The sequence below is a fragment of the Devosia sp. genome, assembly GCF_014860165.1.
Taxonomy (GTDB): Bacteria; Pseudomonadota; Alphaproteobacteria; order Rhizobiales; family Devosiaceae; genus Devosia.
In genome coordinates this window covers 1-21,242 of the sequence record NZ_JACZKG010000086.1, presented here as the reverse complement: position 1 = coordinate 21,242, position 21,242 = coordinate 1, and the positions used below count along the sequence as shown (strand labels likewise).

At 64.1% G+C, this 21,242-nt stretch carries 14 protein-coding genes; 7 read left to right on the top strand and 7 right to left on the bottom strand.

The window, feature by feature from the left end:
* The first annotated feature begins 53 nt into the window (after positions 1-53).
* Complete coding sequence (locus IH615_RS21585) at positions 54-1,634, top strand: sugar ABC transporter ATP-binding protein (RefSeq protein WP_291365284.1); 1,581 nt, start codon at positions 54-56, stop codon at positions 1,632-1,634.
* Positions 1,631-2,608: an ABC transporter permease gene (locus IH615_RS21580; protein WP_291365282.1), complete on the top strand. Its 978-nt coding sequence runs from the start codon at positions 1,631-1,633 to the stop codon at positions 2,606-2,608. Before IH615_RS21585 ends, IH615_RS21580 begins: the two co-directional genes overlap by 4 nt.
* A gap of 55 nt (positions 2,609-2,663) precedes the next feature.
* Here the strand turns inward: IH615_RS21580 and IH615_RS21575 are convergent, their stop codons facing one another.
* The 3 genes from IH615_RS21575 to IH615_RS21565 form a co-directional block, all read right to left on the bottom strand.
* The gene (locus IH615_RS21575; protein ID WP_291365280.1) at positions 2,664-4,892 is read right to left on the bottom strand and encodes a glycoside hydrolase family 95 protein; all 2,229 of its coding nucleotides are present in this window, start codon (positions 4,890-4,892) and stop codon (positions 2,664-2,666) included.
* A gap of 79 nt (positions 4,893-4,971) precedes the next feature.
* Entirely contained in the window at positions 4,972-6,012 is a 1,041-nt protein-coding gene (locus tag IH615_RS21570) for a LacI family DNA-binding transcriptional regulator (protein ID WP_291365278.1), read from the bottom strand.
* A 117-nt stretch (positions 6,013-6,129) separates the two neighbouring features.
* Positions 6,130-8,163, bottom strand: a complete 2,034-nt coding sequence (locus IH615_RS21565; RefSeq protein ID WP_291365276.1) for a beta-galactosidase trimerization domain-containing protein — start codon at positions 8,161-8,163, stop codon at positions 6,130-6,132.
* Positions 8,164-8,485: 322 nt separating this feature from the next.
* On the opposite strand from IH615_RS21565, the gene IH615_RS21560 reads away from it, so the two are divergent.
* The 3 genes from IH615_RS21560 to IH615_RS21550 all read left to right on the top strand — a co-directional run bounded on the left by IH615_RS21560 (position 8,486) and on the right by IH615_RS21550 (position 11,740).
* Positions 8,486-8,935 carry a universal stress protein gene (locus IH615_RS21560; protein ID WP_291365274.1) on the top strand — a complete coding sequence of 150 codons (450 nt, stop codon included), beginning with the start codon at positions 8,486-8,488 and terminating at the stop codon, positions 8,933-8,935.
* An 84-nt stretch (positions 8,936-9,019) separates the two neighbouring features.
* Positions 9,020-10,384, top strand: coding sequence for an FGGY-family carbohydrate kinase (locus IH615_RS21555; RefSeq protein WP_291365272.1), 1,365 nt, complete (start codon positions 9,020-9,022; stop codon positions 10,382-10,384).
* A gap of 69 nt (positions 10,385-10,453) precedes the next feature.
* On the top strand, positions 10,454-11,740 hold the full coding sequence (locus IH615_RS21550; RefSeq protein WP_291365270.1) for an NAD(P)/FAD-dependent oxidoreductase: 1,287 nt from the start codon (positions 10,454-10,456) through the stop codon (positions 11,738-11,740).
* Here the strand turns inward: IH615_RS21550 and IH615_RS21545 are convergent.
* The 3 genes from IH615_RS21545 to IH615_RS21535 all read right to left on the bottom strand — a co-directional run bounded on the left by IH615_RS21545 (position 11,737) and on the right by IH615_RS21535 (position 16,335).
* Positions 11,737-12,651 (bottom strand): DMT family transporter, encoded by a 915-nt coding sequence (locus IH615_RS21545; RefSeq protein WP_291365268.1) that lies wholly within the window; start codon positions 12,649-12,651, stop codon positions 11,737-11,739. The genes IH615_RS21550 and IH615_RS21545 overlap by 4 nt on opposite strands.
* Complete coding sequence (locus IH615_RS21540) at positions 12,651-13,565, bottom strand: DMT family transporter (protein ID WP_291365266.1); 915 nt, start codon at positions 13,563-13,565, stop codon at positions 12,651-12,653. The genes IH615_RS21545 and IH615_RS21540 overlap by 1 nt, the downstream gene beginning before the upstream one ends.
* Positions 13,566-13,815: 250 nt before the next feature.
* A complete protein-coding gene (locus IH615_RS21535) occupies positions 13,816-16,335 on the bottom strand; it encodes a glycoside hydrolase family 2 protein (RefSeq protein ID WP_291365264.1) in 2,520 nt (839 codons plus the stop codon).
* A 257-nt stretch (positions 16,336-16,592) separates the two neighbouring features.
* Here IH615_RS21535 and IH615_RS21530 point away from each other — a divergent pair, with 257 nt between their 5' ends.
* Positions 16,593-18,569 carry an EAL domain-containing protein gene (locus IH615_RS21530; RefSeq protein WP_291365262.1) on the top strand — a complete coding sequence of 659 codons (1,977 nt, stop codon included), beginning with the start codon at positions 16,593-16,595 and terminating at the stop codon, positions 18,567-18,569.
* A 38-nt stretch (positions 18,570-18,607) separates the two neighbouring features.
* Positions 18,608-19,135 (top strand): GNAT family N-acetyltransferase, encoded by a 528-nt coding sequence (locus tag IH615_RS21525; protein ID WP_291365260.1) that lies wholly within the window; start codon positions 18,608-18,610, stop codon positions 19,133-19,135.
* Positions 19,136-19,168: 33 nt separating this feature from the next.
* On the opposite strand, the gene IH615_RS21520 is transcribed toward IH615_RS21525, so the two are convergent.
* Positions 19,169-21,028, bottom strand: coding sequence for an ABC transporter ATP-binding protein (locus IH615_RS21520; RefSeq protein ID WP_291365258.1), 1,860 nt, complete (start codon positions 21,026-21,028; stop codon positions 19,169-19,171).
* Positions 21,029-21,242 lie beyond the last annotated feature (214 nt).

Sequence of the window (21,242 nt, the reverse complement as noted above, 5' to 3'; positions counted from 1 at the left end):
CGGCGGCGTGGCTTGTTGCCACGCCGCCGGTTTCTTGTAGTCTCGGACCTGCCATGACCCTGAGCCAATCTGCCACTGGCGCCCCTGCCCCGGCTGCACCTGCGCCGGCAGCGGCGGAGCCATTCCTGCGACTGAGCGGCGTCCGCAAATCCTATCCCGGCGTGCTCGCCCTCGATGGCCTCGACCTTGAGATACGACCCGGCGAAGTCATTGGTCTGGTCGGCGAAAACGGCGCCGGCAAATCGACGCTGATGAAGATCCTGGGCGGCGTCACCACACCCGACAGCGGCACGATCGAGGTCGATGGTGTGCCCTATGCAGCGCTGACCGTGGGGGGATCGCTGCGTGCCGGCATCGCCTTCGTGCATCAGGAACTCAACCTGTTCGACAATCTCGATGTCGCCGCCAATGTGTTCATCGGCCGCGAGCCGCGCCACTTCGGTGTGCTCAACCTGGTCGATACCGCCCGGCAGCGCGCGGCTGTGCTACCGCTGCTCGAACAACTGGGTGCCAATTTTTCGCCGGATACACCGGTGTCCAAGCTGTCGCTGGCGCAGCAGCAGCTGGTCGAGATTGCCAAGGCCCTGTCGCAGGATGCGCGGCTGGTGATCCTCGACGAACCCACATCAAGCCTGCCCATCGCCGAGACCGAGAAGCTGCTGGCGGTTATCGACCGGCTGCGGGCGCGCGGTATCGCGGTGATTTTCGTGTCGCACCGGCTCGGCGAAATCGAGCGCGCCTGCGACCGTGTCGTGGTGCTGCGCGACGGGCGGCTGGTGGGCAAGCTGGCCAAGGACGAAATCAGCCACGACCGGCTGGTCAAGCTGATGATCGGGCGCGAACTCAAGGTCATCTATGCGCCGCCCAAGGCTGATCGTGGCGCCGTAGCCCTGGCGGCACGGGACATTCGCACCGCCGCCTATCCGCATCATGCTGTGAGCCTCGATTTGCATGGCGGCGAAATCCTGGGACTGGCCGGCCTGGTCGGCTCGGGGCGCACCGAGCTGGCGCGGGCCTTTTTCGGCATCGACCCCATTTATGGCGGTACGCTGGTCAGCAATGGCAAGCCCATCCGCATTGCGGGCGCCAGGGATGCGGTCGAGCACGGCATCTTCCTCGTGCCCGAGGACCGCAAGGGCACGGGCATCCTGCTCGATCTGTCGGTGGCCGAAAATATCTCGCTGCCCAACCTCACTGCCTATGCGGTGGCGGCGCTGGTCTCGGCGGAGCGCGAGCGCGGCCAGGCCGAGCAGAGCCGTTCGCAGCTGGCTATCAAGGTACCCACGGTCGATACGCGCACCGGGTCGCTGTCGGGCGGTAATCAGCAGAAGGTGGTGCTGGCCAAGTGGCTGGCCATGGCGCCGCGCGTCATCATCTTCGACGAACCCACGCGCGGCATCGATATCGGCGCCAAGTCGGAGATCTATCGGCTGATGCGCGCTTTGGCCGATTCCGGCGTCGCCGTGCTGATGATCTCAAGCGACATGGAGGAGGTGATCGGCGTCTCCGATCGGATCGCCGTCATGCATGAGGGCGGGATATCCGGCATGCTGGAACGCGATCAATTCAGTGAGGAAAACGTCCTGCTGCTTGCCGTGGGCAAGCCGGTTGGTTCGGGGAGAAACGTGCAGTGAGCAAGAAAGACACCGGCCTTCTCGTGCTGATCCTGGTGGTTGCGGCGGGCGTCTACCTGCGCAACCCGCTGTTCCTGTCGCCCAACAATATCTCCAACACCGCCAATCTGATCGGGTTGTTCGGCCTGTTCTCGATCGCCCAGGGCTTCGTCATCATCACCGGGGGCATCGACCTGTCCTCTGGCTCGATGATCGCTCTGCTTGGTGTGCTGTTTGTCGACCTGGTCGGCAACAAGGGCGTACCGTGGCCGATTGCGCTGGTGATCGTGCTGATCCTGGGCATCCTGCTGGGACTGGCGCATGCCCTGCTGATCACCCGGCTCAAGATGCCGCCCTTTGTGGTGACGCTCTGCGGTCTGCTGATCTATCGCGGCGTGGCGCGCGGGTATACTGGCGACGCCACTGCGGGCTTCCCCTTTGGCAGCACCTATCCGGGCCTCGATTTCTTCACCGCCCGCGTCTATGGCGTCCCCACCTCGCTGCTGCTGCTGGTCGTGGTGGCCGTCATCGCCTGGGTGGTGCTGCATCGCTCGGTATTCGGCCGCTACCTGTTCGCGGTGGGCAAGAACGAAGAGGCGGCGCGCTTCTCGGGCATCCGCACCAATCTGGTGATCGGCGCGGCCTATGTCATCTGCGCGGCGCTGACGGCGCTCTCGGCGGTGTTCTTCGCCATGTATACGCGGTCAGTATCGCCCTCTTCGCAGGCTAATTTCTATGAGCTCTACGCCATCGCCGCGGCGGTGCTGGGAGGATTTTCCTTGCGCGGCGGCGAAGGGTCTATCATCGGCGTTGTCCTGGGCGCGATCCTGCTGCAGATCCTGCAGAACCTGGTCAACCTGCTCGGCATTCCGTCATCCCTTAACTTCGCGGTGATGGGTACGGTCATCCTCATCGGCGTGCTGGTCGACCAGCAATTGGGCGTCTACCGGGCACACCGACGGCTGGTGGAAGCGGCGCGCGAGACAGCCGACTAGGCCCAAGGGCCGGCTGCCTTACCTAGTTTTGCCACCTCGATCGCGCGCCGCCTCGTCAGAGGGCCAGTTCTACCGGCGCCGTGGCGGCCAACTGGACCACATGCTGCGCTCCATTGACGTCGATCGTTACCGATTGTGCCAGCGGTGATACGAGGCGGACTGCCGTTACCCTGCTGTTTTCCCAACTCATATCCAGCTCGATGCCGCCGACGGCACGCAGGCCTCGCAGGCGGCCCTTGCGCCACCGGGAGGGCAAGGCGGGTAACAGATGGATGCGGCCTGGCCGGGACTGCACCAGCATTTCAAGAATGCCGGCTGCGCCGCCGAAATTGCCGTCGATCTGGAATGGCGGGTGAGCGTCAAAAAGGTTGGCATAGCTGCGCTCGAGGTGCAGAAGGCGCGCCAGGACGGCATAGGCGTGGTCGCCATCGCGCAGCCGGGCCCAGAGGTTGATGCGCCAACCGATGCCCCAGCCGGTGGCGTCGTCGCCCCGGATTTCGAGCGAGCGTTGTGCGGCCGCGAAAAGCTCCGGCGTTGCCTCGGGGTTGATCTGCCAGCTCGGATAGAGGCCATAGAGATGGGAGACATGGCGGTGATGGATTTCGGGGACTTCCATGTCCCAATCTTCGAGCCATTCCTGAAGCTGGCCGGCCTTGCCGATGCGGTCATGTGGCAGCCGCGCCGCCGCTGCCGCGATCTCGGCGCGCAACTCGGCATCGAGCCCGAGTTGCGCGCCCGCCGCGATGGTTGACGCAAAAAGGTCGCGCAGGATCTGGCTGTCCATGGCAGGCCCGGCGCAAATCGAGGCGCCGTGCGGATGGACGTTCTCCGGCGATAGCGACGGATTGGTCACCAGCAGGTCGGTGCCGGGCAGCGGGACCAGCGTATCGAGGAAGAATTCGGCTGCGCCCTTCAGAGCCGGGTAAAGCCGGCGCACCAGGCTCTCGGGATACCCCTCATAGGCGGCGTGGTTCCAGAGCTGCGCGCAGAGCCAGGCGCCGCCCGTCGGCCACAGGCCCCATTGCGCGCCATCGACCGGACCGGTCGCCCGCCAGAGATCGGTATTGTGATGGAGAACCCAGCCGCGGGCGCCGTAGTGGGTGGCGGCCATGGTCCGCCCGGTAACCGTAAGGTCATCGAGCAGGTCGAGTAGCGGCTCCATGCATTCGGCCAGGTTGGCCGGGTCGGGCAGCCAGTAATTCATCTGCAGGTTGATGTTGGTCGTATATTTGCTGCCCCATGGGGGGCTGGTTTCCCGGTTCCAGATGCCCTGGAGGGTCGAGGGCTGGGTGCCGGGCCGGCTGCTTGATATCATCAGATAGCGGCCATATTGCACATAAAGCGCGGCCAGCGCCGGGTCGTCGCCTTCGGCGAATTCCTTGATGCGGAAGTAGGTCGACCGGTCCGCCGCCGCGGTGCGGCCGAGATCGATATCGAGCCGACGGAACAGTCGCCGATGCTCCGCCAGATGGGCCTCAAGCAGGGCGTCGAAGCCCAGTTCGACGGCGGCAGCCATCCGGGCCGCGATACAGGCTTGCGGATCGCCGGAGACATCGTCGAAACGCACGAAGCTGGTGGCGATGTCGAGAAGGATGGTGACGGCATCGGCATTCTCGACCGCCAGCCGTGTGGGTTCGGCCGCGATGCTGCCGCCCTGGGGCAGTACCCGTGCCTCCATGGCAAAGGTCAGGGCACCGACAATGCCATGCTCGCCCATATTATGCCCGGCAAAATGCAGCGTGCTGCCATCGACGCGGACCTGGCCGTGCTGCGGGCTGGCCAGTTCGACACCGACGCTGACTGAGCCGGGCCGATCGGCGCGGATACGCACGACAAGGATGCCATGGGTCGCCGAGATGAACGCTTCCCGCGTGTAGCTCACGCCGGCAACGCGGTAGCTGGTGGTCGTCACCGCCCGATCGAGATCGAGCGAGCGACGGTATTGCGTGAACAGCTCGGGATGCACGACATCGAGATAGAGGTTCCCGGCGGGCTGATAGGACATTTCGAGGTAGGGGCGCGCCATCGAGTGGGCGTTGGCCAGGGCCTCTGCCTCCGCATAGCGTCCGGCAAAGATGAGCTGGCGCACCGCATCCAGATTGGGCCGTGCCTCGGCATTGGTGGGCTGGTAGGGACCGCCGGACCACAGCGTGGACTCATTGAGCTGGAATTCGTCTCGCGCCACGCCGCCAAACACCATGGCGCCGAGCCGGCCATTGCCGAGGGGAAGAGCGTCGGTCCACTTCGAGGCGGAGGAATCGTACCAGAGTTCGAGGTCGTTCAAGCGAAATACTCCAAATCATCCTAACGGGTAGCGGCACCCGACCGCTGGTACGGCGCTTCTCTCCGCGCGGTTCTGGCGCCTATCGGGCGCGCCTTGCCGAGCCTCTCAAAATGATGTCGCAGTCAATCGCGACCGTACGGCGCCCCATGGTGTCGGGATTGGCAAGGCGATCGGACAGCAATTCGATGATGGCTTCGGCCAGTTTTTCCACGGGCTGGCCGACTGCGGTTATGCCCGGGCTGTGCATGCGGAAGGCCGGGATGTCGTCGAAGCTGACCAGTGACAGGTCGTCCGGAATGCCGAGACCTTCTTCGCGGGCCCAGGTCAGCGCGCCCAAGGTCATGTTGTAGTTAGCGCTGAAGACCGCGGTTGGCGGTGCGGGCAAGGCCATGAGGTCGCGAAGGCATGCATATCCGCCGGTTTCCCGCCAGTCGCCGCTAACGACCAGATCCGGGGCAGCAGCCATGCCGCGGCTCGCATAGGCATCGTGGAAGCCGGCCAGGCGGTCACGCGCGGCGGAATCTCGCAGGTTGCCGTGGATGGTTGCCACGCGCTTATGACCCAGGTCCAGCAGGTGATCGACCAGCCGTGCGCTGGCCTTGCGGTTCTCGACGAATACCCGATCCACAGGCAGGCCGGGTATGTCATTGTCGTAGAGCACCACGATCAGGCCCTCATCGACATACTTGAGGATTTGCGAGCGCAGGCGTTCCTCGCCATCGATGACAAGGGCATCCACCCGGTGCGAGGCGAAGAACTCGAGACCTTCGGTAATCGATTGCGGCTGCATGTCGTGGCAAAAGGACAGCACGGCACGACCGGTCAGCCGCATCTTGCGGCTGAGCTTTTCGAGCAGGGCCGCATGGAACTCGCCCAGCGAAGGCACCATCAGGCCGACTATTCGGGTTGTGTCGGTCTTCATGGAAACGGCAACGGAGTTCCGGCGATAGCCCAGCTCGGCGATGGCACGCTCAATCTGGTCCCGGTTGGCGGCTCGCACCGGAAGCCCGTTGAGATGGCGCGAGACTGTGCCGATGGCGACACCGGCCGTCTCGGCGACATCGACAATCGTCGCCTGCCGCCTGCGCTGCCCTGCCGGCTTGCCACCCTGCTTGTCCATGGACCTATGGTTCCTGCTGTGCCGGGCATGGCCGAGATTGGCCGCGCCCTGCTCGCGTAGATATCGTGCCCGCTCCGCCGGAGATGCCAGCGGCCGGGACCGCTCGATGAACCCCATTCACGCGTTGCCCTCGAAGACGATGGCAGTGTGGATGCGCAGGCTCGGCACGGCGACCCGATAGGTGCCCTGCCCGGCTTGGCTCCAGACAACATCCTCGCCGGTAAGCGCATCATAGGCGCGCGTCGGCGGATTTGGCAGCCGGACGGTCGCGGAGACCGGGCCGATGGCGGGAATATCCTCGATCATCTCCATCACCCTTACGCCGTCTCCATTAGGCAACGGCACCGATTTGCCCCGGACCTGTGGCGGCCCGTACAGCAGATGCAAGATGTAGCGGTTCTCGCTGGCCTGATGGGTCAGCGTGGCCCTTCCGGCCGACGGCAGGTCGGTGGTCAGGACCGGATCAGGAAGCAGATGATCGAGCAGGCCGCGGACGACATATTTGTAGAGCGGCTGGCCGACGGCATGGTACATGGCGAAAATCGGATAGGCCACATAGGCGATGCCCCCGTGCAGCGTGACGCCGGCGCCGAGCGGGGCGGCCGCCGGGTTGTCCGGTGCGTGCTGGTGCGATGAGAAGTGCGCATAGGTCCGGTTGAAATAGGGGGGCACAACCTGCGCCAGCACCGTTGCACCCTCGGCGAAAATGGTCTGCGCGGTGCCATACATGACGAAGGGCGAGCGGGTCATGCCGGCATCGAGCTCAGTGCCCGCCTTCAGGTAGGACGGCGTGAACGCCACCGGCTTGCCGGCGTGGCGGATTCCGGCCGGAACCGCAAAGGTGCCATTGCCGGTCAGTCCTGACGTGCCCGACAGCAGCAGTTTGCCGCCCTGCGCCACAAAGGCCTGCAGCCGTGTGGCCATTTCGGCATCGACCGGGATGTCGTCGGGCAAAATCAGCACCCGGTAGTTCTCGAATGTCGCACTCGGATCGATCACGTCGAAGGGACGCTTGAGCTCCAGCAGCATCTGCGCTGCCCCATCGTCGCTGTGATTATTGCGAGCGCCGACCGAGTGGAAATACTCCGCCGCGACGATGGCAATCTCGGAAACCTGCCCGGCTGACGCCAGGAACGGCTCAAGCTTTTCGATGCGGGCATAGGCCGGGGCGATCGACGCATAGGTATCGGGATTGATGGTGCCATCGGGATGCAGCTGGTCACCGACCAGGCATTTGGCACCCAGTGCCACCATCTGCGCCACTTCATATTCCAGCGCATCGGGATGCTTGAATCCGCCGAATTCACCCCAACTGGTGTGGAACTTGCCGGTCTGACCGAGAAAGTCCATGCCCAGCGTGGCAGCATAGCGCGCGCTCGAGGGGAAATGGTCGTAGCCCCAGCCCCCTGTGGGCAGGCTTTCCAGCTCCAGGTGGCTGTAGTTGGCAAAACGCTCGGGCCCCTGCTTATGGATGTGACCGCAATTGTAGAAGATCCGCAATCCCGGGAACTCGGCCCGCAAGGCGTCTGTCGTCTCGCGACGGAAGCGTTCGTTTACCCATTCGTCGTTCTTGAGCCGGTCAGTCGGATTTTCAGGATCCAGGCCGTGCTCGGCCATCGAGGCCAGACACTGGGCGCAAACGCAATCGGGTGTCAGGATGATATCGAAGAAGATGCCCTGGGTTTCATAGTTCCGCGCCACTTCGCGAGCGTGTTCGAGCAGTTCGTCGCGGTAGGCCTTGTGGTTGAGGCACAGCGTGTGCCAGCCGGCGGTGAGCTGACCGGGATCAAAGCGGTTTTCCGTAGCACTGCGGGCGCGCCATTCGGGGTGGATGCGGGCGTTGCGTTCGTCCCACTGCACCGAAATATAGATCGGGCATTCAATATCGGCAGCCCCCAGTGCCTTGACCATATCGCCCATCAGGTCGGGCCGCGCCAGCTGCGGGTGCGGCGCACCGACCTTGGTGGGGTAGTAGGACCAGCCATGATGGCATTTGGCGAAGATCGTCACCGAATCCACGTGTGCGGCCTTGAGCGTACCGACGAAATCATCTGGGTCGAAGTTCGAACCGATCCCGGGAACATGCTCGGACGTATGAAAATCGAGGTGTATCTGGCGGTAGCGCAGCGGCTTGTTGGTGCGGGCAGGCATAGTTACTCCCTGGGGCCGGTGCGTAGTTTCGGGCCGCGGCCAACCGACAGCGGAACAACGGTGACGGAGCGGAGAACCCAATTCGCCCCATGGTCATCCAGCTCCGTCGATCGATCGCCCCCGTTCTGTGATCAAGTAAGTTGAAACGTTATCAACTTAGCTGGGTTTGGCAAGGGTTACATTATCGGCGGCCGGAAATTGCGCGCATGCCGCCCGGTTGCAGCCATCCGGCCGGTGGCGGATTGCGTCCTATTATGATCTGAATCAAGGGCAGCCCGGTCGGGGGCGCGTAGCCTGAAGGCAGAAAACGAAAGGACACAGCATGTACACACGCATTGTCGTTGGTATCGACGGATCCGAACTCGCCACCAAAGCGCTGCGCCACGCTGTCGTACTGGCCAAGAAGACGGGCGCAAGGCTGTTCGCCGTGACGTCTACCGAACCCTCGGTGCTGGTCACCGCGGGCGCGGAGTTCATGGCGGTCGACACCGGGGCGATCGTTGCCGACCTCGAGGAGATCAAGGCGAAATCGGCGCAGGCCACGCTGGCGGCAGCCGAGGCCCTGGTGGCCGGCGAAGGCCTCACCATCGAGAAGATCCATGTGCCATCCAGTGTCGCGGCCGATGCCATTCTCAAGACGGCCGAGCAGCAGGGCGCCGATCTGATCGTGATGGGCTCGCATGGACGGCGCGGACTGGGACGCCTGCTGCTGGGCAGCCAGGCCGCAGAGGTGCTGGCGCGGACCACCGTTCCGGTGCTCGTGGTGAAATAGCAGGTGGGCCGCCGCTAACATGTTATTGGTGGCGCGGCCGGACATTTTCCAGTATTGGCGCTGCATCGATATTGAGTGCTCGCCATGTCCCTGCCCCGCTTCGTCGCCGTCATCGACATCGGCAAGACCAATGCCAAGGTGGTGCTGATCGATTCCGCGACACGCCAGCAGGTGGCAGGGCGCAGCACGCCCAACACGGTTCGGCGGGATGGAATCTATCCGCATGCCGATGTGGAGCGGCTTTGGGTCTTCATCATCGAGAGCCTGAAGAGCCTACAGGCCGCACATGGCGTGGACGGCATTTCCATCACCACGCATGGCGCCACGGCAGCGCTGATGGCTGGCGAGCAGCTCGCCCTGCCGGTGCTGGACTATGAGCACAGTGGACCCGACGAAATGGTCGCCGCCTATGGCGCTGTGCGGCCGGACTTTATCGAGACGCTGTCGCCGCGCCTGCCCAATGGGCTGAATCTGGGGGCGCAGATCTTCTGGCAGGCACAGGCTCACCCGGCTGCCTTCGCGCAGGTGACGGCGATCCTCACCTATCCGCAATACTGGGCCTGGCGGCTGACGGGCGTGATGGCGAGCGAGGTGACGTCGCTGGGATGTCACACCGACCTGTGGGCGCCAGCCCGCGGAGACTTCTCAAGCATGGTCCGAGATCAGGGCTGGGCTGGGCTATTTCCGCCGGTGCAACCCGCCATATCGGTGCTGGGGCGCATCCAGCCGGACGTGGCGGCAGCCACCGGATTGGGAGCCCAGACGCCCGTAACCTGCGGGATTCACGATTCCAATGCGTCACTGCTGCCGCATCTGGGCGCACATGCGACGCCGTTCACCATCCTCTCCACCGGCACCTGGGCCATCGCCATGACAGTGGGTGGCAATACGGACGGGCTCGATCCACGGCGGGACAGCCTGGCCAATGTCGACGCTTTCGGCCGGGCAGTACCTACCGCGCGGTTCATGGGTGGGCGCGAGTTCGACCAGTTGGTGGACGAGGTCGTCGCGCCATCGGCAGCGGATGTGGCGCGGGTCGTTCGGGATGACATCCGGATACAACCAACCTTTACCCCCGGGGTGGGACCGTTTCCAGACGCCAGGGGGCGCTGGACGGTGGCTCCGGACTCGCTCACCCCGGGCGAGCGCACTGCCGCGGCCTCGCTCTATCTGGCATTGGTGACGCGCGCCTGCCTCGATCTCTGCGGGCTTGGCCGCGAGGTCATCATCGAGGGGCCATTGGCGCGCAACGCCTTGTTCGGCCAGGCGCTGGCGCGACTCAGCGGCGTGCCCGTGCGCGCGTCGGGTGACGCGACCGGAACGAGCCTGGGGGCAAGCATGCTGTTCGGCGCGGGAGAAGGGCATGCGGCGACCGGAGAGGAGGCGGAGCCGGTCGACGTGGCCGGGTTTGATGCCTATGCGGCCCGGTGGCGCGCGGAGATCGCCTGACAGCCTTGCAGCAGGCGCCGATGCAGGTCAGCTTCCAATGCCCATATCAACGGCAGCACGGAGGTTGGCATGATCAGGCATCACGTCGTCATCATCGGCAGCGGATTCGGGGGCCTTGCCGCCGCCCAGGCACTGGAGGGCGCCGAAGTTGCGGTCACCCTGATCGACCGGCGCAACCACCACCTGTTCCAGCCCCTGCTGTATCAGGTGGCGACGGCCGCACTCAGCACTTCGGAAATTGCCTGGCCGGTTCGCCACATCCTGCGCAAGCGGCCCGAGGTCACGACGCTGCTCGCGACAGTGACCGGCGTGGACACCTCGGGCAAGGCGGTGGTGCTGGAGGACGGCAGCCGGGTTGGCTATGACAGCCTGATCCTCGCCACCGGCGCGCGGCATGCCTATTTCGGGCATGACGACTGGGAACAATTCGCGCCCGGGCTCAAGACGCTGGAGGATGCGACGACGATCCGCCGCAAGCTGCTGCTGGCTTTCGAGGCGGCGGAGCGCGAGACCGATTCGCAGAAGCGGCAGGCGCTGCTGACCTTCGTCATCATCGGCGCGGGACCGACAGGCGTCGAGCTGGCCGGCGCCATCATCGAGCTGGCCCGGGTGACGTTACGCGGGCAGTTCCGCAGCATCCAGCCGGGTGAGGCGCGGGTGGTGCTGATCGAGGGCGGCAAGCGCGTGCTCGCCAATTTCAAGCCGGAGCTATCGGACTATACGCTCAAGTCCTTGCGCGACCTCGGCGTGACGGTGGAACTGGGCGAGGTGGTCAGCGCCGTGGATGCCAATGGCGTGGTCTATGGCGGCAAGCGGCTCGAGGCGGCGACTGTGATCTGGGCAGCAGGCGTCGAGGCATCGCCGGCTGCCAGGTGGCTGGGCGTGGAGCCGGATCGGGCCGGGCGGGTCAAGGTGGAGCCGGACCTGACCGTGCCGGGGCATCCGGAAATCTTCGTCGTTGGCGACACTGCGACCATCACCATGGCGGATGGCAAGCCGGTGCCGGGCGTGGGCGATGCGGCCAAGCAGGGCGGCAAGCATGCCGCAGCGGTGATCCGGGCGCGGCTGGCTGGGGACACGGCGAGCCGGCCGTTCCGCTACAAGCATGCCGGCGACCTCGCCACCATAGGCAAGCGCGCGGCGGTAATCGATTTCGGCTGGATCCAGCTCAAGGGCTGGATCGCCTGGTGGGTGTGGGGGTTGGCGCATATCTACTTCCTGATCGACACCAAGAACCGGCTCGCCGTGGCGCTGAGCTGGCTATGGATTTATCTCAGCGGCCAGCGCAGTGCCCGGCTGATCACCCAGGGCGAGGCCGAGAAGAAGGCGCCGCTTAAGGAAGTGACCGAGCCCTAGCGCTCCGCCGCTTCGTCCACCGAGGTCGTCGCCTTGTTCAGGCTGCGTTCGCGCAGCCAGATATAGAGGCCGCTACCGATGATGATGGTAGCGCCAAGGAAGAACCAGTTGTCGGGCGGCTGGTTGAAGACGACCCAGCTGGCCAGCGCCAGGTAAAGCAATTGCAGATAGTTGAACGGCGCCAGCGTGGCCGGGGTCGCAAAGCGGTGGGCAATCGAGATCAGCAGGTGACCGCCCACGCCGGCCGTGCCCAGCATGAAGAAGGCGACCCACGAGATGGGCTCGCTGGGCCAGATCCAGCCGCCGGTTATGGCGAAGGGTGTCACGGCGACAAGGGCGATACCACCCGCATAAATCTGCTGGGTCATGGCCCCATCGACGCCCGCCAGCTTGCGCGTGAATATGCCGAAGAGTGCCCCGAAAAAAGCCGCGGCGAGGCTGAGCAATGCGGCTGGATGGAAGGCCTCGGTGCCTGGCCGGATGATGACCAGAATGCCGACAAAGCCGACAGCGATGGCCAGCCAGCGGCGCCAGCCCACGGCTTCGCCGAGCATGGGCCCCGAGAGCGCGCAGACCATCAGCGGCATGGTGAAGAGCAGCGCGCCGGTGACCGTGAGCGGCAGGTAGCGCATGGAGAGGAAATTGCCGGCGGTCGAGCCAAGCAGGCAAAGGCCGCGGGCCAGCTCGAGCTTCCAGTTGCCCGTCCTGAACAGACTCCAGCCGCGGACCGGCAGCACCAGCAGGAGCAGCAGGCCGACATGGATGCCGTAGCGGGCGAACATGATCTCGGTCGTCGGCAGGCCGGCGGTCGAGAGCCACTTGGCCGATACGTCGAGGAAGATCAAGACGGACTGCGCGAGCAGCAGGATGAGGATGGCCTTGTTGGCATTCTGCTCGACGGGGCCGGCCATCAGCGTTCCTCGGCTATGGGGCTGGTAGGCTTTGCCAGCGCCCGCTCCCGCAGCCAGATATAGAGGCCGCTGGCCATGACGATCGGCGCGCCGATATAGAGGCTGGTGTCCGGCGGCTGGTTGAAGATGAGCCAGCTCGCGGCGGTAAAGAACAGTATCTGCACGTAGCCGAAAGGCGCCAGCGCCGAGGCGGGCGCAAAGCGGGACGCCACGGTGACAAACTGATGGCCAGTAAAGCCGATGACCCCGATCAGCGCGAGGACAGTCCAGTCGACCGCATTGGTTGGCCAGACCCAGGCGGCGATGGCGAAGGGGGCCAGGGCCAGGGTTGGCAGGGCTGCGCCGTAGAATTGCTGGGTGCCGGCGGATTCCACGCCCGCGAGCCGTCGCGTCAGCATGGCATAGCTGGAATAGGATACGGCGCCGCCGAGCGACAGCAGGGTTGCGGGATGGAACACCTCGCTGCCGGGGCGGACGATGATCAGCACGCCGACAAAGCCCACGGCGATGGCCGTCCAGCGCCGCCAGCCGACCCGCTCGCGCAGGAATACGACCGACAGCGCCGTGACGATCAGCGGCACGGTGAAGGCGATGGCGCCGGTGACTGTCAGGGGCAAGTAGCGGACCGCCGTGAAGTTGCAGAGCGTCGAGCCGACCAAGGCAGCGGCGCGGGCCATTTCCAGCCAGAAATTGTTGGTGCGGAGCAGGGCAAGGCCCTTGGTCGGCAGGTTAATGGCCGCCGCCAGGCCCAGATGCACGGCATAGCGCACGAACATGACCTGCAGCGCCGGCAGGCCGACCAGGCCAAGCCACTTTGCCGAGCCGTCGAGACAGACGAACAGAAAGTAGGCCGCGAGCGCGAGCCCGATGCCAAGAAGGCGGCGCTCCTCGATGGGCGCTGGTGTGGTCGACATGGCGAGTCCGGAGGGGCGCGGGAGGCGAGGCGTGATGGCTAGCGTTGGTAGATGCAGGAACGCATGTCAATGCGACAGAAGGATAAATCTTGTATGGAAGCCCGCCTAACCACTGCGCGTCACCCTCGGGCTTGACCCGAGGGCGTTGCACTTCCTTGGCTCTGTAAGTGAAGACCCCTCGGGTCGAGCCCGAGGGTGGCGGCCGGTGGTTGATCCCGGCAACAGGTGACAAACGTAGCCCTTAAGCCCCCTAGAACGTCTCGCTGAGGTTCCTGACCCGCAGCGACTTGATCAGTTCCGACGCCGTCGGCTTGGCGCCGTGCCGGGGGGTGAAGGTCAGTTCGGTGTTGCGGCCCGGCAGCAGGGTCACTGCATTGTCAGAGAAATAGCCGGGCACATCGACGGTCGCCGTGACGAACAGGGCGGGCTGATCGCTGGTCAGGCTCAGTACGAGCTGACCGTCGACGTCGGACCAGGCCGCCCGAACCTTGGGCTGAACGAGTTCGTAGGCCTTGTAGGGTTTGGGGAAAAAGTCATTTTCGCCCAACAGCTTACCCTGGGCGTTGCGCCAGGAGAAGAACAAGAATTCATCGGCGGCCAGGCTATCGAAGGGGATGGAGGCGACCGTGATCGCACCGTCCGGGCTGATGGCGGTGTTGCCCGAGAAGACCACGCGATCGCCGCCTGCTATCTTCACCGCGCGGATTTCGAGCGCAATGCTGACCGGGCGACCGGTATCGTTGATTGCCCGGAAAGCGGTGCTCGTTGGCTGCTGATTTTCTACCGGCGTGCCGCGAGAATTCTTGCTGATTTCTTCGAGCACCGGCACGGCGACGACATTGACCGGCAGGAAGAAGCGCTTGGCCATGTATTGCAGCAGCTTCCACTGCCCGCCGTAGTCAAGGCTGGACCAGCTCGCCACCGGCCAGATGTCGTTGATCTGCCAGAACAGGGTGCCCATGCAGCGCGGCTTGGTGGAGCGCCAGTATTCGATGGCGGTCTTGATGGCGAGGCCCTGCTGGATCTGGCTGAGGAACACCATCTGGTCGAAGTCGCGCGGGAAGCGGAAGTAGCGCGTCATGGTCTCGAGGATGCGGGCATTGCCACCGGCATTGCGCTGGTGGTTTTCCATGACCGGCGAGGACGGGTTGCGGTCCTTGGGTTCGGCGAAGGTCTCAATGACATTCATCGAGGTGAAGGACTGGAAGCCGAACTCGGAGGCGAAGCGCGGATTGACCGTGCGATAGGCCTCGAAAGGCTTGGCGGAGTGCCAGACGTCCCAATAGTGCGTGTCGCCGCGGGTATCGGCGTGCCAGCCGTCGGAGAAATCGAGATAGCCCATGGACGGTGAGGACGGCCAGAAGCGGCGGGCCGGATCTTCGTCCTCGACGATATTGCCGAGCATGTTGTTGAGGCGGTCGTAATTGGCGACGTAGCGCTCGGGCGCGGCCTTGGTCTCGGGATACCAGTGCAGCGAGCCGATGACTTCGTTGTCGCCGCACCAGAGCGCGATCGAGGCGTGGTGGCTGAGGCGACGCACCTGCTGGGTGATCTCGGTGCGGACGTTGTCGAGGAAGGGCCGGTCAGACGGATAGCTCATGCAGGCGAACATGAAATCGTGCCACAGCAGGATGCCGAGTTCGTCGCAGAGTTCGTAGAAATAGTCCGGCTCATACTGCCCGCCGCCCCAGATGCGGAGCATGTTCATATTGGCGGCCTTGGCGCTCTCGAGCAGGTCGCGGATGACTGGTGGCGTGATGCGCGAGGGGATGGCGTCAGCCGGAATCCAGTTGGCACCCAGCATGGTGATGTCGCGGCCGTTGATGCGGCACTTGAAGCTGTGGTCGATCTCGTCGGGTTCGACGATCCACTCGAGCTTGCGGAGGCCGATCTGCCTGACGGTCTTTTCGCCCTCGAGGTTGGTCGTGAGTTCATAGAGCGGCTGCTCGCCCTGCCCCGCCGGCCACCACAGCCTGGGGTTATGGATGGTGACATTGTGGGTGAAGACGTTGTCGCCCTTCTGCACCACCACCTTGTCCGTGATCACCTGGCCATCGATGGTGTGTTCAACTTCCACCTCACCGTGAGCGAAAGCGAAAAGGCGAGTCTTTATCGAGAGTTCGACCGAGTTGTTGCCGTGGGCCTGGTCGACCTGAACGCTCTCCTGGCGAGCGAGGCGCGACTTGCGCAGGCTCATGGTGCCATAGACGCCAATGGGCATCACGCAGATGCCCCAATCCCAGCCCGCATGGCACGCGGCCTTGCGGATGAAATTCATGTGGATGCCCTTGAGCCCGTTGGTCTGGTAGTTCTTGGTGAAGGGGATCGGGAACGGATGGGCGTCGGCGCGCGCCTTGGCAACATCGGGCGCGATGTCGAATTCGATACGCAGCGTGTTGTCGCCCGCGCGCACCTTGCCGGTCACATCGATGTCGTTGCGGATGAAGCTGTTCTGCGTTTTGGCGACGACTTCGCCGTTGAGCAGAATGGTGGCAATGCAATCCACCTCGGCGAGAGTGAGCGTCAGGTAGCCATCGATATCGGCGGCCGAAGTCGCGAAGCTCCGCTCCACCGACCAGGCCGTCTCGTTGACCCACATCACCGTCTTTTCGTTCTCGCCAAAATAGGGATCGGGAATGCGATCGGCTGCCAGGAGCGCCGTGTGCACGTCGCCCGGCAGGATGATTGGCGCCTCGATGTCTGAAGTGGACGAGGACAAGGCAAAGGTGCCGCTGAGATCAAGGGCGGAATAGGTGGCTGGTATGGCCATGGAGGTCTCCTCGCGGCAGGTATGCGCCCGTGCCGGTTTAGCTGGATTGCAATCGGGGACGCCGGATGCAATCGATTTCGGAAGGGTTCTAGCCGGTCTCGTCGCGCCTTCCAATGGGGCTGGAAATGGAATTCCGGGGGAATTGCATCGTTGCTACGGTCAAATTCAATCGAATGACCGATTCGAGCCCCTGGTTTACACTTGTATTAGGGTTTGCTCGCATAACCTGACGCGGTGAGCTGGAGGGCTCTTCCGCCATGTCGGCAACAAAGCGGTTGGTGCAGTTCTTCGCAGTCCCGGACGATCCGGACCTGGTACAGGCGCAAGCGCAGGCCTTCAGTCGCCAGGTGCCGCTCCTGTACGGCATGCTGCTGGTCAATTCGGTGGTCCTGGCGGCAACCCATCCGACAGCGCCGGATCTGCTGCGTCTCTACGTGCCGGGACTGTTGGCGGCGATCTGCGTGACCCGCATTGCCGTGTGGTGGCGCTCGCGTGACGGCGGCATCACCGCGGCGAAGGCCAAGCGCCTGCTGGGCGGCACGGTTTGGGCAGCCGCGCTCTTGAGCATCGGATTCGCCGCCTGGGCGCTGAGCCTTTACCCCTATGGCGGCCCCTATGCGCAGTCGCACGTCGCTTTCTACATGGGTATTACCAGCATTGGCTGCGTGTTTTGCCTGATGCATCTGCGCGGCGCGGCCACCATGGTGGCGCTTTGCGTGCTCATCCCCTTCACCACCTTTTTCGCTGCCAGCGGCAACCCGATTTTCGGAGCATTGGCCTTCAACCTGGTGCTGGTGGTCGGGGGCTTGATGATCATCCTGTTCAACAACTATCGCGACTTCGGCGACCTGGTGGCATCCCGGGCCGAAATGGCGCGCAAACAGGCCGAAACGCAGCGCCTGTCGGACGAGAACTACCGGCTGGCCAATGTGGACAGCCTGACAGGCCTGCCGAACCGACGGTTCTTCGACCGGCAGCTACAGGTGGCGATCGAGAAGGCGGAGGCCGAGCACACACAGATCGCCGTGGCGCGGCTCGACCTCGACAACTTCAAATCGGTCAATGACATCTTCGGCCAGATCACCGGCGATCGCGTGCTCGAGGAAGTGGCCCGCCGCATTGGCACATTGCGCCGGCCATCGACATTCGTGGCCCGGCTCGGTGCGAACAGCTTTGCCCTGATCATCTCTGGCGCCACCGACGAGGCCTCGCTGCAGGCCTGTGGGGATGTGCTGACTGCGGCGATGCGTCCCTCATTCGAGATGAAGCTCGGTACCGTCCATCTCACGGGATCGGCCGGGCTGGCTGCGTCAAAGCCGGGCGATACGGCCGACACATTGTTCGACAGGGCCGATTATGTGACCTGGGTGGCCAAACGCGAGGCCCGGGGCCGCGCCCTGGTGTTCACCGCGCGACATGCCGAGGACCTGAGCCGGGTGCGTCGCATGGAGCATGCGCTGCACACGGCCAACCTCGACGAGGAGGTCCACATCCTGCTGCAGCCGCAATTCGACATCGCGCTGAACCGGACGACTGGCTACGAGGTATTGGCGCGCTGGCGCAGCCCTGTCCTGGGAGACGTCTCGCCGGTCGAGTTCATTCCCCTGGCCGAGCGGACCGGCGTGATCTCCAAGATCACCCAGGCCGTGTTGCGCAAGGCGCTGGCGGTATCGGCCAGGCTGCCGAAAACGGTGCGGCTGTCGGTGAACCTGTCGGCTCACGACCTGGGCTCGACCACCGCGATGGAGGGCATCGCCAGGCTGGTGGAGCAGGCCGGAAAGCCATGCCGCGTGGATTTCGAGATCACCGAAACCGCTGTCATGGGCGACATTGCCCAGGCCAATGAAGGCCTGCTGACGCTGCTGGCGCTGGGGTCGCGCATCGCGCTGGATGATTTCGGCACGGGCCATTCCAGCCTCACCCACGTGCAGAAGCTGCCGCTCGACCGCATCAAGGTGGATCGCAGTTTCGTTGCCGAAGTGACCAGCGACCCCACCAGCCGGGCCATCATCAAGACCACGGTCGACTTGTGCCGGAACCTGGGGATTTCCTGCGTGTTCGAAGGCATTGAGACCGAACAGCAACTCGATGCCCTGCTCGGGCTCGGCGGCACAGTGATGCAGGGCTATCTGTTCGGTCGGCCGATGAGCGAGGACAAGGTGCTCGAGCATATCGCCGGCGAGAGCCGGGGCTGGCAGCGGCAGCGCAGCCAGATGTTCGGCACCGCGAGCTAGTGTAGAACGACCCCGTCGCCACTCGCGCAGGCCCTCTCATGACCATTCAGTCCCTTCCGTCGGCCGACGATGGCATCATCATCCGGCCACTGCTTGCCGAGGACTCTCTCGTCGACCTGACGGCTCTGCTGCATCGTGCCTATGCCCGGCTGGCGGGGATGGGCCTGCGCTACATGGCCACGCATCAGAGCGTCGACGTCACCCGCAAGCGCGTCGAGAAGGGCCAGTGTTTCGTGGCGCTGGCCGAGGGCGTGATCTGCGGCACGATCGTCTTCAAGGACACTGTGCAAACGAGCGGGAGCCCCTGGTACGATCGACCAGACGTGGCTTCAGTCGGCCAGTTTGCAGTTGACCCGGCACTGCAGGGCAAGGGCCTGGGCCGGCAGATGATGAAGCTGGCCGAGGAGCGGGCCCTGGCGATCGGCGCGCGCGAGCTCGCACTCGATACGGCTGAGCCGGCAACCCACCTCATCGCCTGGTACACACGACTTGGCTATCGTCACATCGAATATGTCGATTGGGGTCACACCAACTATCGCAGCGTGATCATGAGCAAGGCAGTCTAGGCAACCCGGACCTGGGCCCGGGTTGCCGGATTGCTATTCCGCGGCCGCGTCCAGATCGAGGAAACCGCCCGACTGGCGCTCCCAGAGATGGGCATAGTGACCACCGGAAGCCAGGAGCTGGGCGTGGGTGCCCTCCTCCACGATCTTGCCCTGTTCCAGCACGACCAGACGATCCATGGCCGCGATGGTGGAGAGACGATGGGCAATGGCGATAACCGTCTTGCCCTGCATGAGCGTGGTCAGCTGCTCCTGGATCGCCGCCTCGACCTCGGAATCGAGCGCCGAAGTGGCTTCGTCGAGCACCAGCAGCGGCGCATTCTTGAGCAGCACGCGGGCGATGGCGACACGCTGCCGCTGCCCGCCAGACAGCTTGACGCCACGTTCGCCGACATGGGCGTCGTAGCCCCTGTTGCCCTTGGGATCGACCAGACCCAGGATCACGTCATGCACCCGGGCCTGCTCGGCAGCCCGCATCATTTCCTCGTCGGTGGCCGACTGGCGGCCATATTTGAGGTTTTCGCGGACCGAACGATGCAGCAGCGAGGTATCCTGGCTGACCAGGCCAATGGCAGCCCTGACGCTTTCCTGCGTAACATCGCGGACGTCCTGGCCGTCGATGCGGATGGAGCCGTCCTGCACGTCGAACATGCGCAAGGCCAGGTTGACCAACGTCGACTTGCCCGAGCCGGAACGGCCGACCAGGCCAATCTTCTCGCCCGGCGCGACCGTCAGGTTGAAGGCGTCGATGACGCTTCCCTGCTTGCCGCGCCAGTAGTTGAAGCTGACATTGTCATAGGTCAGCTTGCCCCTCGAGACGACCAGATCCTTGGCCTCCGGCTTGTCGAGCATGATCAGCGGCTGGGCGATGGTCTCCATCGAGTCACGGACGGTGCCGACCTGGCGGAAGATGCTGGAGCCGATCTCGAGGATCCAACCGCTCATGTTCATGATCTGCAGGGCAAACGGAATGGCCGTCGCCACGGCGGCTGCCGCCAGGACACCGTTGTTCCAACCGCTGAGCGCCAGCCAGGTGATGGAGACCACAAGACCGGCATTGAGCAGGAACAGGAACGACCACATATAGGTGAAGACCCGCATCAGCTTGCGGAACGACACCGTGTACTCATCGATCGAGTCGGCAACATAGCGGTCCTCGTGCTGGCTCGACGAGAAGGTCTTGATGGTCTGGATATTGGTGTAGCTGTCGACGATCCGGCCAGTCATGACCGACTTGCCTTCCGACATTTCCTCCGAATAGCGCGCGATCAGCGGCATGGTGATGGAGAACAGGATCGCATAGAGCAGCAGCCAGACGCCGATGGGCACCAGCAGGACCAGGTCGAGCTGGGCCAGCACGATGACGGCGACGACGACGAAGACCAGGGCATACCAGGCCGCATCGATCGCCAGGTTGACCCCGGTCTCGATCGCCTCGCCTGCCTGGATGATCTTGTTGGAGATGCGTCCGGCAAAGTCGTTCTGGAAGAAGGTCCAGCTCTGGCGGACGACGTGATAGTGGCTCTGCCAACGGATCAGGTTGGTCAGGTTGGGCACGATGGCGTGGTTGCGGATCAGCGTGTCGAGCAGGAACGTGGTGGGACGGACCAGGACGACGACGACGACCATCAAGAGCAGCGTATGGCCGTGGACGCTGAAGATCTGGCCGGGTGCGGTGGTGGCCAGCATGCCGACGACGAGGCCGACGAAGACCGGCATCAGCGCATCGGCAACCGAGCCGATGGCCACGAGGCCGAGACGGACCATGAAGGCCGCCTTGAACTGGCCGATGAAGTATTTGACGAAGGCGGCGAGGCCCATTGGCGGCTGCCGGTCCTTGGCAAGTGCGGTGGGCGAATAGAAATGGTCGAAAAAGTCGATGACGCGGTTGAACATCTTGAGCTCATTATTGTGAGCCGCGCCTGACGGAGTTTTCTGGCTCAGGTCAGGTTCGGTGACGATCGGAGGGCTTGGTTTGCAGGCTGGTCACACCGGGGTTGGTGTTGCCATTCGCTCGGATCGTGATGATGTCACCCATCTTGGGTCTCCTTGGTTGGTTAGGTCAGATGCTTCAGTCGTCCTCCCCTCCCCCTTGAGGGGAGGGGTTGGG